At 60.8% G+C, this 13,835-nt stretch carries 13 protein-coding genes; 9 read left to right on the top strand and 4 right to left on the bottom strand.

Translation table 11 applies throughout. The features are described from left to right. The first annotated feature begins 21 nt into the window (after window positions 1–21). Together fliD and NHH73_20605 are read left to right on the top strand one after the other, a co-directional pair. Window positions 22–1,407, top strand: coding sequence for a flagellar filament capping protein FliD (fliD, locus tag NHH73_20610; GenBank protein ID USX24996.1), 1,386 nt, complete (start codon window positions 22–24; stop codon window positions 1,405–1,407). 93 nt (window positions 1,408–1,500) lie between these two features. Beyond that, window positions 1,501–2,613, top strand: coding sequence for a polyamine ABC transporter substrate-binding protein (locus NHH73_20605; GenBank protein USX24995.1), 1,113 nt, complete (start codon window positions 1,501–1,503; stop codon window positions 2,611–2,613). A gap of 264 nt (window positions 2,614–2,877) precedes the next feature. On the opposite strand, the gene sixA is transcribed toward NHH73_20605, so the two are convergent. Continuing rightward, on the bottom strand, window positions 2,878–3,345 hold the full coding sequence (gene sixA, locus NHH73_20600; protein ID USX24994.1) for a phosphohistidine phosphatase SixA: 468 nt from the start codon (window positions 3,343–3,345) through the stop codon (window positions 2,878–2,880). Window positions 3,346–3,412: 67 nt separating this feature from the next. Further along, the gene (gene ppk1, locus NHH73_20595) at window positions 3,413–5,512 is read right to left on the bottom strand and encodes a polyphosphate kinase 1 (protein ID USX24993.1); all 2,100 of its coding nucleotides are present in this window, start codon (window positions 5,510–5,512) and stop codon (window positions 3,413–3,415) included. Between the two features lie 316 nt (window positions 5,513–5,828). On the opposite strand from ppk1, the gene pstS reads away from it, so the two are divergent. The 7 genes from pstS (at window position 5,829) to phoR (ending at window position 12,533) form a co-directional block, all read left to right on the top strand. After that, window positions 5,829–6,875 (top strand): phosphate ABC transporter substrate-binding protein PstS, encoded by a 1,047-nt coding sequence (gene pstS / locus NHH73_20590; protein ID USX24992.1) that lies wholly within the window; start codon window positions 5,829–5,831, stop codon window positions 6,873–6,875. 151 nt (window positions 6,876–7,026) lie between these two features. Next, complete coding sequence (gene pstC / locus NHH73_20585; protein ID USX24991.1) at window positions 7,027–8,034, top strand: phosphate ABC transporter permease subunit PstC; 1,008 nt, start codon at window positions 7,027–7,029, stop codon at window positions 8,032–8,034. Beyond that, window positions 8,031–8,921 (top strand): phosphate ABC transporter permease PstA, encoded by an 891-nt coding sequence (pstA, locus tag NHH73_20580; GenBank protein USX24990.1) that lies wholly within the window; start codon window positions 8,031–8,033, stop codon window positions 8,919–8,921. Before pstC ends, pstA begins: the two co-directional genes overlap by 4 nt. A 31-nt stretch (window positions 8,922–8,952) precedes the next feature. Further along, the gene (pstB, locus tag NHH73_20575) at window positions 8,953–9,756 is read left to right on the top strand and encodes a phosphate ABC transporter ATP-binding protein PstB (GenBank protein USX24989.1); all 804 of its coding nucleotides are present in this window, start codon (window positions 8,953–8,955) and stop codon (window positions 9,754–9,756) included. Between the two features lie 36 nt (window positions 9,757–9,792). Then, entirely contained in the window at window positions 9,793–10,509 is a 717-nt protein-coding gene (phoU, locus tag NHH73_20570) for a phosphate signaling complex protein PhoU (protein ID USX24988.1), read from the top strand. Window positions 10,510–10,518: 9 nt separating this feature from the next. After that, window positions 10,519–11,208, top strand: coding sequence for a response regulator (locus NHH73_20565; GenBank protein ID USX24987.1), 690 nt, complete (start codon window positions 10,519–10,521; stop codon window positions 11,206–11,208). A gap of 11 nt (window positions 11,209–11,219) precedes the next feature. Further along, window positions 11,220–12,533, top strand: a complete 1,314-nt coding sequence (phoR, locus tag NHH73_20560) for a phosphate regulon sensor histidine kinase PhoR (GenBank protein ID USX24986.1) — start codon at window positions 11,220–11,222, stop codon at window positions 12,531–12,533. Between the two features lie 116 nt (window positions 12,534–12,649). Here phoR and NHH73_20555 read toward each other — a convergent pair whose 3' ends face one another. Both NHH73_20555 and NHH73_20550 read right to left on the bottom strand, forming a co-directional pair. Next, window positions 12,650–13,249, bottom strand: coding sequence for a hypothetical protein (locus NHH73_20555; GenBank protein ID USX24985.1), 600 nt, complete (start codon window positions 13,247–13,249; stop codon window positions 12,650–12,652). A 202-nt stretch (window positions 13,250–13,451) separates the two neighbouring features. Further along, window positions 13,452–13,805, bottom strand: a complete 354-nt coding sequence (locus NHH73_20550) for a hypothetical protein (GenBank protein ID USX24984.1) — start codon at window positions 13,803–13,805, stop codon at window positions 13,452–13,454. Between the last annotated feature and the right edge of the window lie 30 nt (window positions 13,806–13,835).

The raw sequence follows: 13,835 nt of genomic DNA, 5'->3' as shown, positions 1-13,835 counted from the left end.
TCATCCAGGCAGGAACACATCATGGCGACCTCCATCAATTCCGCGACCAGCGCCGCCAGCACGGCGGTCTCGAGCGACATCTACAAACGCGTCGAGCAGACCATGACGGCGCAGAACGGCGCCGCGACCAAGCTCAACGCAACGCTGGTGCGCGACCAGACCAAGCTGTCCGGCCTGGGCCAGCTGCAAAGCTTGCTGGCCGACTTCCAGACGCTCGCCGCCGGCCTGACCGGTAGCGGCTTGAGCACCAGCGCCGCCAGCTCGGCCAAAACTGTCTTGACGGCGACGTCGACCGGCGCGGCCAAGGCCGGCACGTATGCGATCGACGTCAAGCAGCTGGCGCAGGGCCAGTTCCTGACCAGCGAGGAATTCACCTCCGCCACCACCAAGATCGGCGCCGGCCCCACCACCACCGTCAAGATCGACTTCGGCACCGCCGGCGGCGCCAAGGGCTTCGTCACCAACGGCATGGCCAGCAGCAAGACGATCACCATCGACAGCAGCAACAACACGCTCGAGGGCATGGCCGCCGCGTTCAAGGCGGCCGGCGTGGACGTCAAGGTGGTCAAGGGCGACGACGGCAAGTTTTCGCTGGGCATCGCCGGCCAGAGCGGCGAGGCCAACGGCATGCGCATCAGCGTGAGCGGCGACGCCGCGTTGAAAAGCCTGCTGGCGTTCGACCCTGACGGCGGACCAAAGGGTCTCAAGCAAACCACGGCGGCGCAAAACGCCATCCTGACCGTCGACGGCAAGGACGTCACCAGCCCGACCAACACGCTGGCCAAGGATAACGGCATCGTCGGTGCCACCCTGACGTTGACCGGCACCGGCAAATCCGACGTGACGATCACACAGGATTCGAGCCAGATCGGCGTCAACCTGAAGTCCTTCGTGGCCGCCTACAACGACCTGAACAAGAAGTTGCAGACGCTGCAGCAGGGCGCGCTGAAGGGCGACACCGCCATCGGCCAGGTGGTCAGCCAGATGAGCATGCTCCTGAAGACCGGCGGCGGCAGCGTGTCGATCGCGGCGCTCGGCGCGGCCGGTGTCAGCCAGGACGCCAAGGGCAATATGGTGGTCGACGACAAGAAGCTGCAGGCGGCGTTGACGGCCGATTCGTCGTCGGTGGCCAAGCTGTTCACCAACGACGGCAAAGGTATTGCCGATTTGATGTCGGCCAAGGCATCGACGTTCACCGCCTCGACCAGCGTGATCAGCAAGGAAGCCAAGCAAATGAACACCGAAATCGCCAGCATCAACGGCAAGCGCGCCGTGCTGACGAAGGCGCTGACGGCGCAGGCCAACGCCCTGGTGGCGCTGTACTCGGCCCAGGCCCAGACCGGCGCCGGCAGCGCGATCAACGGTTCCGGCGGCGGCACCGGCACCTTGTTCGATATGCTGGGCTGACGATCGCGGTCTATTTCTAACGAACTCCTTGCGTGGAAACGGTGGATGCCCGATCATCACGGGTTGTGTATGAATCCACTTTTCGGAGGTGCTATGGCAGGGAAGTTCGTTGGCGCGGCGCTGGTCGCCGCAGGTTTGATGGCCGCCGTGGGGCAGGTCGCCGCCCAGGCGCCCGAGGAAAAAGTCCTCAACATCTATAACTGGTCCGATTACATCGCGGAAGACACGGTTAAAAACTTCGAAAAAGAAACGGGCATCAAGGTCCGTTATGATGTTTTCGACAACAACGAGATTCTCAATTCCAAGCTGGTGGCCGGCAAGTCCGGTTACGATATCGTGGTGCCGACGGCGCCATGGGCGCGCCTGCAAATCGAAGGCAAGTTGCTGCGCAAGCTGGACAAGTCCAAGCTGCCGAACCTGAAGAACCTCGATCCGGCGATCCAGGCCAAGCTGGCCAGCATCGACCCGGCCAACGAATATCTGGTCGACTGGCTGTGGGGCTATACCACGGTCGGTATCAACGTCAACAAGGTCAAGGCCGCGCTGGGCAACCTGCCGATGCCGGAGAACGCCTGGGACCTGCTGTTCAAGCCTGAGTATGTGTCCAAGCTGAAATCGTGCGGGGTGTCGTTCCTGGATTCGCCATCGGAGGTGTTGCCTGCCGCGCTGATGTACCTCGGCAAGCCGGCGTACTCGAAAAACGCCGGCGACTACGCCGAGGCGGGCAAGCTGCTGACGGCGATTCGTCCCAGCGTAACGTTGTTCAGCTCGTCGGGCTATATCAACGACTTGGCCAACGGCGCGGTCTGCGTCTCGCTGGGCTGGTCCGGCGACATCAACATCGCCCGCCAGCGCGCGGTGGACGCCAAGAACGGCAATGTGATCGAGGCGCTGATTCCTAAGACGCCGGCCGCGTTGATGTTCGACACGATGGCGATTCCGGCCGACGCGCCGCATCCGAACAACGCGCATTTGTGGATCAACTACATCATGCGTCCCGAAGTGCACGCCAGCCTGACCAACAAGGTGTTCTACGCCAACCCGAACACGGCCAGTTTGAAGTTCGTGCGCAAGGACATCGCCGCCAACAAGACGATTTTCCTGTCCGAGGCGGACAAGCAGCGCATGGCGGCGCCGGAAGCGGTGCCGGCGGATATCCGCCGCGTGATCACCCGCACCTACACCAAGTTCAAAACCGGTCGGTAAGACCGGGCCGGCCGTAAACGAACATCGGCGCCAATCGGCGCCGAGCGGGCTTCGTACGAAGCGAGATGCTATTCGTGATAGCGGTCGGTCAGTTTCTGTTTGCTGCCTGCGGTTTCCTGCACTATTTCGTAGACAACAAGGGCGATCATTCCTCCGAAGATCCCCATCGTGAGCAAGGCAAACATCGTATCCCCCTCTGGTTGGTACGATTTCACTTTAGCAGATCATTGCCGCTTTGCAAGCTCGACCGTGATCGCGCCGTCGTTATTTCACCACCAGGTCGGCCGCCATCACCGCCTTCAGATACACGCTCATGGCATTGCCCGGATCGCGCTGCGCGAACCACCAGGCGCTGGCCTTGCGGATATCCCACTCCAGATCGTCGCCCGTCAACAGCATCGAGGCGACTTGGCCCAGGGTCGGCTGATGGCCGACCACCAGCACCGAATCCTTGCCGCCCGGCCAGTTAGCCGCCTTCAGGATATCGGACGGATCGGCGCCGGGCGCCAGATCGGTATGGATTTTGAATTTGCGTCCCAGCGCCTCGACCGTCTGCAAGGTGCGTACGGAAGGGCTGGCCAGGATGCGGCAGCTGTCGGGCAACTGGGAATTGAGCCATTGCCCCATGCGGCGCGCCTGCTTGACGCCCTTGGTCGTCAGCGCGCGTTCCAGATCGGACATGCCCGGCGCCGCATCTTCGGCTTCCGCATGCCGCCATAAAATGAGATCCATGCTTTTCTCCTGATATTAGAAAAAGATCCCAGCGGCGAACCTTCCGGCCCGCCGTGCATTATTTTTATTAACTGTCGCCGAGGCTGGTCCCCGGCGTGCCCAGCGTGTCCATCAAATGCTGCTGCGCGCTGAAACCAACCTGCTTGGCGCGCGTCTTGCGCCGTGTGTAATGACCGTCCGCTTCCAGCTCCCACGCGTTGACGTTGTCCTTCAGATACGGATTCAAGCCCTCGGCCAGCACGCGCCGCTTGAGGGTTTTGTCCAGGATCGGGAAGGCCACCTCGATGCGGCGGAACAGATTGCGGCTCATCCAGTCCGCGCTCGACAGCATCACGTCGTGCGCCAGATCGTTGCGGAAGTAGTAAATACGGCTGTGCTCGAGGAAGCGGCCGATGATCGAGCGCACGCGGATGTTTTCCGACAGTCCCGGCACACCAGGCTTCAAGGTGCACGCGCCGCGCACGATCAGATCGATCTTGACGCCGTCCTTGGACGCCGCGTACAGCGCGCGGATCACCGATTCGTCCACCAGCGCGTTCATCTTAACAATAATACGTCCCGGGCGGCCGGCGCGCGCGATACGCGCCTCGTTGCGGATGGCCTTGATGATCTCGTTTTGCAGCGCGAACGGCGCCAGCCACAAATGTGTCAGGCGGTGCGGCTTGGTCAGGCTGGTCAGGTGGATGAACACCTCGTTGACCTCCTGGCTGATGCCCGGATGGCAGGTCAGCAGGCCGAAATCGGTATAGAACTTGGTCGTTGTCGGGTGATAGTTGCCGGTGCCGAGGTGGGCGTAGAAGCGCAGCTTGCCTTCCTCGCGGCGGATCACCAGCGCCACCTTGGCGTGGGTTTTCAGGCCGACCACGCCGTACACCACCTGGGCGCCGGCCTGTTCGAGTTTATCCGCCCAGTTGATGTTGGCTTCCTCGTCGAAGCGCGCCTTCAACTCGACGATGACGGTCACTTCCTTGCCCATGCGCGCGGCGGTGATCAGCGACTCCATCAAATCCGAGTTCATGCCGGTGCGGTAAATGGTTTGCTTGATCGCCACCACGGCCGGGTCGAGCGCGGCGCTGCGGATGAAGTCGATCACCGTCTGGAATGATTGGAACGGGTGGTGCAGCAGGATGTCGCCCTTGCGCAGCGCGGCGAAGATGTCGGCGCTGCCCGGTTTTTGCGCGATGCCCGGGAAGAACGGCGGGAAGCGCAGCGCGGGATTGTCGACGTGGTCCATGATTTCGGTCAGGCGCACCAGGTTGACCGGGCCGTTGACCGCGTACAGGCGGCTTTGATGCAGGCCGAACTGGTCGAGCAGGAACTGTGACAGTTCCGGCGGGCAGTTCTTGGCCACTTCCAGCCGCACCGAGGTGCCGAACTGGCGGCCCTGCAGCTCGCCCTTGAGCGCCTGGCGCAGGTTCTTGACCTCGTCCTCGTCGACCCACAGGTCGCTGTCGCGGGTGACGCGGAATTGCGAATAGGCGATCACTTCGCGTCCGGCGAACAGGTCGGAAATGTGCGCGTGGATGATCGACGACAACAGGCAGAACGACACGCCGCCGCTGTCGGATAGCTCGTCGGGCAAGCGGATCACGCGCGGCAGCACGCGCGGCGCCTTGACGATGGCGATCGCCGTGCCGCGGCCGAAGGCGTCCTTGCCGTTCAGCGAGACGATGAAATTGAGACTTTTATTGACGACCTGGGGGAAGGGGTGGGCCGGATCGAGGCCGATCGGCGTCAGCAGCGGGCGCACCTCGGTATCGAAGTATTCCTTGACCCAGGCGCGCTGGGCTTCGTTGCGCTCGTTGTGGCGCACCAGGTGGACGCCGTTGGCGGCTAATTCGGGCAGCACTTCCTGGTTGAGGATTTCATATTGGTGTTCGACCAGTACATGGCATTCCTCGCAGATGCGCGACAGCGTGGCGACCAGGGCGGGGTGGTTGGCCAGCGAGCCGTCGACGCTGCCGGCGGCCAGCAGGCTGGCTACGCGCACCTCGAAAAACTCGTCCAGGTTGCTGCTGGCGATGCACAGATAACGCAGGCGCTCTAATAAAGGAATGTTTTTGTCTTCGGCTTGCGCCAGAACCCGCCGGTTGAACATCAGTTGCGACAGTTCCCGGTCCAGAAACGCAGAGTTCTTGTTTACTTCAGCATGCAAGTCAGGCTTCATGTCTTTTTAATCACTTTGCAGATGGTGTAATTCTAGCCTGTATCGACAGAATAATGATTGCAACAGTGTAAATACAAAATATGACAACTCTGTGACAAGGCCTGTCATAAATGACGTCGACGCTTGTCACAATTGTGACAAGAGGGCGTAACATTGACCAGTCCGTTTATGACATATTAGGCGTTCTCATAGGGAGAAGGGCGTAAAAAACATGGACACATGGTTATTTCCGAGATTTTTTTGGCATGTCATAAACCTGTCATATTGCCCCGGTAGACTGCGCAGCATCCTAACCTGTCATAACAAAGGACTTGAAATGCGAATCAAACAATTGATCTCTTCCCTGGTAGTGGGCGTGTCTGCCGTCATGGCATTCTCGTCGGCCGCCACCGCCGCCGATATGACCGGCGCCGGCGCCACCTTCCCGTACCCGATCTACGCCAAGTGGGCCGAGCAGTACAAAGCCGCCACCGGCAACGGCCTGAACTATCAGTCCGTCGGTTCGGGCGCTGGCATCAAGCAGATCAAAGCCAAGACCGTCGACTTCGGCGCGTCGGACATGCCACTGAAAGCGGAAGACCTGGACGCCGAAGGCCTGATGCAGTTCCCGGCCATCATGGGCGGCGTGGTCACCATCGTCAACCTCGACGGCATCACCCCTGGCCAGCTGAAGATGACCGGCCAGATCGTCGGCGACATCTACCTGGGCAAGATCACCAAGTGGAACGCGCCTGAAATCGCCGCCGTCAACCCGGGCGTCAAGCTGCCAGCGGAAGACATCACCGTTGTGCACCGCGCCGACGGTTCGGGCACCTCGTTCCTGTTCACCGACTTCCTGTCGAAAACCAACGCCGAATTCAAGACCAAAATCGGTTCGGGCACCGCTGTGAAGTGGGTCGTCGGCGTGGGCGGCAAGGGCAACGAAGGCGTCGCCGCCAACGTTCAGCGTATCAAGGGTTCGATCGGCTACGTCGAGTGGGCTTACGCTAAAAAGAACAAGATGTCGCACACCCAGCTGAAGAACAAGGACGGCAACTTCATGCAGCCTGACGACGAGTTCTTCAAGGCCGCCGCCGCCAATGCCGAGTGGACCAAGACCCCGGGCTTCGGCGTCGTGCTGACCGACCAGGCTGGTAAAAACTCGTGGCCGATCACCGGCGTGTCGTTCATCCTGATGCACAAGGTGCAGGCTGACGCGGCCAAAGGCAAGGAAGTCGTCAAGTTCTTCGACTGGGCCTTCAAATCGGGCGGCAACGCTGCCGTCGAACTGGACTACGTTCCACTGCCGGCTTCGGTGATCAAACTGGTGCAGGATTCCTGGAAAGCCAACCTGAAAGACGCTTCGGGCAAGGCCATCTACTAATCCTGACTCCCTTCGCCGCCCGGCAAGTTCAAGGCGGCGAGGGGGTTAGCCTGCGGCGCCCAACCGGACGCCGCAGGCTAGCCTACATCAACGAGATAACAATATGAGCGCTGATATCACTTCCACGCCACTTCCAAAACCGGAGCAGTCGATGCACACCAGCACAGCCCAGTCGAACCAGACGACCGCTGCCGAGCAAGCTGCCATGCAGGCGATGCACCGCACCATGCGCAACCAGCGCATCCAGGATTTCTTCTTCCATAAAGTGACGATGACGTTCGCGCTGTCCGTGCTGGCGGTGCTGCTTGGCATCATCATCTCGCTGATGGTCGGCGCCTGGCCGGCCTTCAAGGAGTTCGGCCCGGCCTTCATCACCACTGTCGAATGGGATCCGGTCAACGATAAATATGGTGCCTTGATCGCTATCGTCGGCACCCTGGCCACGTCCGGCATCGCGTTGCTGATCGCCTTCCCGGTCAGCTTCGGCATCGCCTTGTTCCTCACCGAAATCTGCCCGGCCTCGCTGCGCCGCCCGCTGGGCACTGCCGTCGAGCTGCTGGCCGGCGTGCCGTCGATTATCTACGGCATGTGGGGCCTGTTCGTGTTCGCGCCGCTGTTCGGCGACCACGTGCAGCCATTGCTCAAAGCCGTACTGGGCCCGCTGCCGATCATCGGACCGTTCTTCAGCGGCCCGACCATGGGTATCGGCATCCTGACCGCCGCGCTGATCCTGGCCGTGATGATCATCCCGTTCATCTCGTCGGTGATGCGCGACGTGTTCGAGATCGTGCCGGCCGTGCTGAAGGAATCCGCATACGGCCTCGGCTGCACCCGCTGGGAAGTGGTTCGCAAGATCGTGCTGCCTTACACCAAGACCGGCGTGGTCGGCGGCGTCATGCTCGGCCTGGGCCGCGCGCTTGGCGAGACGATGGCCGTCACCTTCGTCATCGGTAACGCCAACAAGCTGTCGTTCTCCTTGTTCGCTGCCGGTAACTCGATCGCCTCGACCTTGGCCAACGAATTTGCCGAGTCCGACACCGTGCTGCACACGTCGTCACTGTTCGCGCTGGCACTGATCCTGTTTGTTATCACGTTTATTGTTCTGTCCGCCGCCAAATTGATGTTGGCCGGCATGTCCCGCAAGGAAGGCGTCAAATGAACCAAGCCGTCATCAACTCCGCCGCAAGCATCCCCGCGCCGGTCAACAAGGTCTACCGCAAGCGCCTGCTGCAACACCGCATCGGCATCGCGTTGTCGGTGTTCGCCATGACCATCGGCCTGGCCGTGCTGGCCTGGATCCTGGTCACCCTGATCATCAAGGGCTTCGGCGCGCTGAGCGTGAACATGTTCACCGAAACCACACCGGCCCCTGGCAGCGAGGGCGGCGGTCTGGCCAACGCCATCTTCGGCAGCTTCATGATCGTCGGCCTGTCGACGTTGTTGAGCACGCCGATCGGCATCCTGGCCGGCATTTACCTGGCCGAATACGGCGAAGAGAACAAGATCGCGTCGATCACCCGTTTCGTCACCGACATCATGCTGTCGGCGCCATCGATCGTGATCGGTATGTTCGTCTGGGCCATGTACGTGGCCACCACCAAGCATTACTCCGGTTACGCCGGCTCGATCGCGCTGGCGCTGATCGCCATCCCGGTCGTGGTGCGCACCACCGACAACATGCTGCGCCTGGTGCCGAACAGCCTGCTCGAAGCGGCCTTCGCCCTCGGCGCGCCGCGCTGGAAAGTGGCCATGCTGGTGCGCCTGCGCGCCGTCAAGGCCGGTGTCATCACCGGCGTGCTGCTGGCCGTGGCCCGCATCTCCGGCGAAACCGCGCCGCTGCTGTTCACCGCCTTGAACAACCAGTTCTTCAGCAAGGACATGAATGGCCCGATGGCCAACCTGCCGGTGGTGATCTACGGCTTCGCGATGAGCCCTTACGATAACTGGCGCGACCTGGCCTGGGGCGGCGCGCTGCTGGTGACCTTCAGTGTGTTGGCGCTGAATATCATCTCGCGCACCCTGTTCAGCCAAAAAATCCCGAATTAAATCTCATCGACCACTAGAAAAGCGATCGAAAATGAATACGCAACTGAGCCCGGAAAACACCGCCGTCATGACTGGCAACAAACGCAAGACCATCGAAATCAGCGGCCTGAATTTCTTTTACGGTAAGACCCAGAGCCTGACCAACGTCAACCTCGACATCCACGAGCGCCAGGTGACGGCCTTCATCGGCCCGTCCGGCTGCGGCAAGTCGACCCTGCTGCGCACCCTGAACCGCATGTACGACCTGTACCCGGGCCAGCGCGCCGAAGGTTCGATCATGTACCGCGGCCGTAACATCCTCGAAGAAGGCCAGGACGTCAACATGCTGCGCGCCAAGGTTGGCATGGTGTTCCAGAAGCCGACGCCGTTCCCGATGTCGATCTACGACAACATCGCCTTCGGCGTGCGCCTGTACGAAGACCTGTCGAAGGGCGAGATGGACGAGCGCGTCGAATGGGCGCTGAAAAAAGCCGCGCTGTGGGGCGAGGTCAAGGACAAGCTGACCAAGAGCGGCCTGTCGCTGTCGGGCGGCCAGCAACAGCGCCTGTGCATCGCGCGCGGCGTCGCCGTCAAACCGGACGTGCTGCTGCTGGACGAGCCGACCTCGGCGCTGGACCCGATCTCGACCTCGAAAGTGGAAGAGCTGATCAGCGAACTGAAGCAGGATTACACGATCGCCATCGTCACCCACAACATGCAGCAGGCCGCGCGTTGCTCGGACTACACCGCCTATATGTACCTGGGCGAGCTGGTTGAATTCGGCGAAACCGATCAGATCTTCATGAATCCGGCCCGCAAGGAAACCCAGGATTACATCACCGGCCGCTTCGGCTGATCGCACTTATAATATCAACCGGATACGGAGAAGAACATGATCGGTGAGCACTCATCCAAACAGTACGACAATGAATTAGAAGCCATCCGCTCCAAGGTGTTGCTGATGGGCGGCATCGTCGAGACGCAATTCCTCGACGCCATGACCTGCTTCCGCATCGGCAACCCGGAGCGCGCCGACCGCGTGATGCGCGAGGACGACACCGTCAACCAGCTGGAAGTGTCGCTGGACGACGCCTGCAGCCACCTGATCGTGCGTCGCCAGCCGGCCGCCAACGACCTGCGCACCATCATGGCGACGATCAAGGTCATCACCGACCTCGAGCGCATCGGCGACGAAGCGACCAAGATCGCCCGCACCGCCAAGGCGCTGCATGCGCGCGGCGCGGTCACCGTCAACCATTACGAAATGGTGCGCGGCATCGCCAACAACACCAGCGACATGCTGCACGACGCGCTCGACGCGTTCGCCCGCAACGACGGCAAGCAGGCCTTGCAGCTGATCGCCCAGGACGCCGTGATCGACCACGAATTCCGTTCGATCATGCGCAACCTGATCACCTTCATGATGGAAGATCCGCGCACCATCTCGGCCGCGCTGGACACGCTGTGGGTCGCCAAGGCGATCGAGCGCATCGGCGATCACGCCAAGAACATCGCCGAATACGTTATCTACGTCGTCGAAGGCAAGGATATCCGTCACACCAAAACCGTGCAGCCGATCCCTGACGACGTCCCGGCGCAAAGCGAGTAAAACAAGAAAATGGCATCTGATAAAACCACTGTACTGATCGTTGAAGATGAACCGGCGATTGTCGAACTGGTGACGTTCTCCCTGCGTGAAGCTGGCTGGAACTGCTGCGCGGTGCAAAGCGTGGGCGAGGCCTGGGACTTCATCCAGACCCGCACCCCGCAATTGATTTTGCTCGACTGGATGCTGCCTGACCAGACCGGCTTGCGCCTGCTGGCGCGCATCCGCTCGGACCGCCAGTTCAACGAGATTCCGGTGATCATGTTGACGGCCAAGAGCATGGAAGAAGACAAGCTGGCCGGCCTGAACAGCGGCGCCGACGACTACGTCACCAAGCCGTTCTCGCCGCGCGAGCTGCTGGCGCGCGCCAAAGCGCTGTTGCGCCGCAAGAGCCCGGAGCATGCGCAAGCGACGATGCGCGCCGCCAACGTCATGCTGGACCCGGTCAGCTGCACCGTCTCCATGGACGAGCAGAAGATCGACATCGGCCACGCCGAGTACAAATTGCTCAAGTTCCTGCTGGCGCATCCGGAGCGCGTGTTCTCGCGCAGCCAGCTGCTCGACAAAGTCTGGGGCGACCACGTCGTCATCGAAGAACGCACCGTCGACGTGCATGTCCTGCGCCTGCGCAAGGCCCTGAAGGAAGCGGAACATTTGATTAAGACCGTTCGTAGTGTAGGCTACATGCTTTCGGAAAAATAAGTCTTAAAAACATGAATCCAAAACTGGTGTTCTGGGTGCCGGCAGCATTGCGCACCGCTCTTATTTTGGCGGTGTGCGCCTTGCTGGGCTGGATGTTCGGATGGATGACCGGCCTGGTGGTCGCCCTGGTGGCGATGCTGGTGATGGTGTTCGTGCAGCTGTCCTACCTGTACCAGCTGAGCAATTGGATGGACGACCCGCAAAGCGCCAAGCTGCCCGACGGCTGGGGCGCCTGGACCAACATCTTCTCGCGCCTGTACCGCATGCGCCGCGACGACGAAAAGAACCAGGCTGAGCTGACCGAATGGCTGGCGCGCTTCCGCCAGGCCATGCACCTGCTGCCGGACGGCGTGGTCATCATGGACGACGTGCTGTTCCTTGAGTGGTGCAATCCGGCCGCCGAAAAACACCTGGGCCTGACGCACGAGCGCGACAAGGGCATGCGCGTGACCAACCTGGTGCGCAATCCCGACTTCATGGATTACATCATCCTCGGCCGCTACGAGCAGCCGTTGACGATCAGCTTCCGCGAGCGCAAGCTGATCGTGCACATCATTCCGTTCGAGAACCGCCGCCAGATCTTGGTCACGCACGACGCCACCGAGACCGAGCGCATCGAAGAGATGCGCCGCGACTTCATCGCCAACGCCTCGCACGAGCTGCGCACGCCGCTCACGGTGATCGTCGGCTTCCTGGAGATCGCCGCGTCGGAAGGGCTGGACGTGGCCACGCGCTCGGCGCACTTGAAGCTGATGACGGAGCAGGGCCACCGCATGCAACACTTGATCGAGGACATGCTGACCTTGTCGCGGCTGGAATCGGTGGATTACCCGATGCGGCCCGAGCAGATCGACGTGCGCAAGCTGATGGAGCAAGTGCTGCGCGACGCCCGCGCGCTGTCGGCAGGCAAGCATGAGATCACGATGGAGTTCGACGGCCCGGACATCATGGGCAGCTACGAGGAATTGCACAGCGCCTTCGGCAACCTCGCTTCGAACGCGGTGCGCTACACGCCGGCCGGCGGCAGGATCAATCTGGTCTGGCGCGAGTTCGACAGCGGCGTCAAATTCAAGGTCGAGGATACTGGCATCGGCATCAGTCCGGAGCATATCTCGCGGCTGACGGAGCGTTTCTATCGCGTCGACAAGAGCCGCTCGCGCGAAACGCAGGGCACCGGGCTGGGCCTGGCGATCGTCAAGCACGTGCTGCTGCGCCACGGCAGCACCTTGCAGATCAAATCGGAAGCGGGCAAGGGCAGCAGCTTCATCGTGTGCCTGCCGAAGACGGCGATTGTGCAGCGCCAGCCGGAGTTGATGCTCAACTAAACCCGGGGCCGAACAAATGCCCACAGAGACACGTAGGGCGGATTAGCGCAGCATAATCCGCCATGCATGCGTCACCGGCGGCGCCCGAGCACTGGCGCGATGAAAAGATACCATGCCTACTTTTTTGTGTCGAAGTACGGTCTGAATGCCTCTCGTAACTCGGGAGGCAAGGCTTCGAAATCTACACGCTGAGCCTTGAGTTCCGCGATGAGCCTGTCACGACCGCCGAGTGCTTTCACCGTTCGTGCCGCGAGATCGACTGCAAGCATTTTTAACACTCGATCAGGCACGTTCCCGTTATTGTCGGCGTTCGGGTCATGTGACTCAAAAGTCTCATCTGCACCATCACCACCGCACTTGTCGCCCGTTACGGTGAACACTGTGCCTTGCTCGGAAAATTCGTATTTTTGTCTGTCAGGGCCAGGACTACTCCGCTTGTAATAACCTGCCAGAACATAATACGAACTTGCCGCGTCTTTTGCCCGGCCAAATATCCACATATGGGCCGTGTATCGTTGCTCATCATAAAGCTGCGGACACTTTTCCCGTATATGCTCTGGAAGTGGCTCGACGTTTATGTGTTCGAGCGGCACACGCAGGCCCAATACCGGGACCGTCAGGAATTGCGGCGGCTTATCACTCCCGGTTGCAGACGCTGCCGTGCTGATTGCAAATAGAGCCGTAGTGGCGATTCTCTTAATAGCGGTAGAAGGCATATTGAGGCCTCTGCGGAATGGGCCGCGATTGTGTGATGACAGGCGGCAGCTTTATCGTTTGCTTGCCGACGAGTGCCATCTTGCAGCGCCTACTGGCGTTGATGCTGGCTTAAGCACGGCTAGATCCGGCTATTACTTGCGGGTGGATCGGTTGCGGCCTGCCGAACTAATCAGTCGCTCAATTCAGCGTTGCCTTGTTGAGTTAGAAATCCACATACTTGGCCCATAACATTCCGAAGTAGCCGAGCACAGCGCCTAAAAGGCCTGCGAGCGCGATACCTTCGAGCGGCGAGTGCCACAGTACGGCTAGCATCATCAGCGCTGCAGCGCCGAAAGAGACTCTACCGATAAAGCTGGCCTTGATCTTGATGTCGCTTTCCGGGTCAAATGCCAATATGCCACCCAGCAAAAATCCAAAGCAGCAAGCCGACGCAAACCAGCGGAGTAACGACTGCCATGACCCGCCGGTCCAGGGCGCTGCGTGGAGTAGTGCCGCGAATCCGCAAATTAGGGCAAACAGCGCCGCAAGGACAAACGCTTTGATTGAGTCGCGCATGTATCTCCTGTAGTAATCAGCTTCTCCGCA

It is taken from the genome of Oxalobacteraceae bacterium OTU3CINTB1 (assembly GCA_024123955.1).
Classification (GTDB): Bacteria; Pseudomonadota; Gammaproteobacteria; order Burkholderiales; family Burkholderiaceae_D; genus Rugamonas.
The sequence above is the reverse complement of the archived record's forward strand: the minus strand, read 5'-3'. Positions and strand labels throughout refer to the sequence as shown.

Bases quoted from the DNA above. Each gene is read 5' to 3' on its own strand.
- NHH73_20550 (USX24984.1), bottom strand. From the start codon at position 13,805: ATGCGCGACTCAATCAAAGCGTTTGTCCTTGCGGCGCTGTTTGCCCTA.
- sixA (USX24994.1), bottom strand. From the start codon at position 3,345: ATGGATCTCATTTTATGGCGGCATGCGGAAGCCGAAGATGCGGCGCCG.
- phoU (USX24988.1), top strand. From the start codon at position 9,793: ATGATCGGTGAGCACTCATCCAAACAGTACGACAATGAATTAGAAGCC.
- NHH73_20565 (USX24987.1), top strand. From the start codon at position 10,519: ATGGCATCTGATAAAACCACTGTACTGATCGTTGAAGATGAACCGGCG.
- pstC (USX24991.1), top strand. From the start codon at position 7,027: ATGCACACCAGCACAGCCCAGTCGAACCAGACGACCGCTGCCGAGCAA.
- fliD (USX24996.1), top strand. From the start codon at position 22: ATGGCGACCTCCATCAATTCCGCGACCAGCGCCGCCAGCACGGCGGTC.
- ppk1 (USX24993.1), bottom strand. From the start codon at position 5,512: ATGAAGCCTGACTTGCATGCTGAAGTAAACAAGAACTCTGCGTTTCTG.
- phoR (USX24986.1), top strand. From the start codon at position 11,220: ATGAATCCAAAACTGGTGTTCTGGGTGCCGGCAGCATTGCGCACCGCT.
- pstB (USX24989.1), top strand. From the start codon at position 8,953: ATGAATACGCAACTGAGCCCGGAAAACACCGCCGTCATGACTGGCAAC.
- NHH73_20605 (USX24995.1), top strand. From the start codon at position 1,501: ATGGCAGGGAAGTTCGTTGGCGCGGCGCTGGTCGCCGCAGGTTTGATG.
- pstS (USX24992.1), top strand. From the start codon at position 5,829: ATGCGAATCAAACAATTGATCTCTTCCCTGGTAGTGGGCGTGTCTGCC.
- NHH73_20555 (USX24985.1), bottom strand. From the start codon at position 13,249: ATGCCTTCTACCGCTATTAAGAGAATCGCCACTACGGCTCTATTTGCA.
- pstA (USX24990.1), top strand. From the start codon at position 8,031: ATGAACCAAGCCGTCATCAACTCCGCCGCAAGCATCCCCGCGCCGGTC.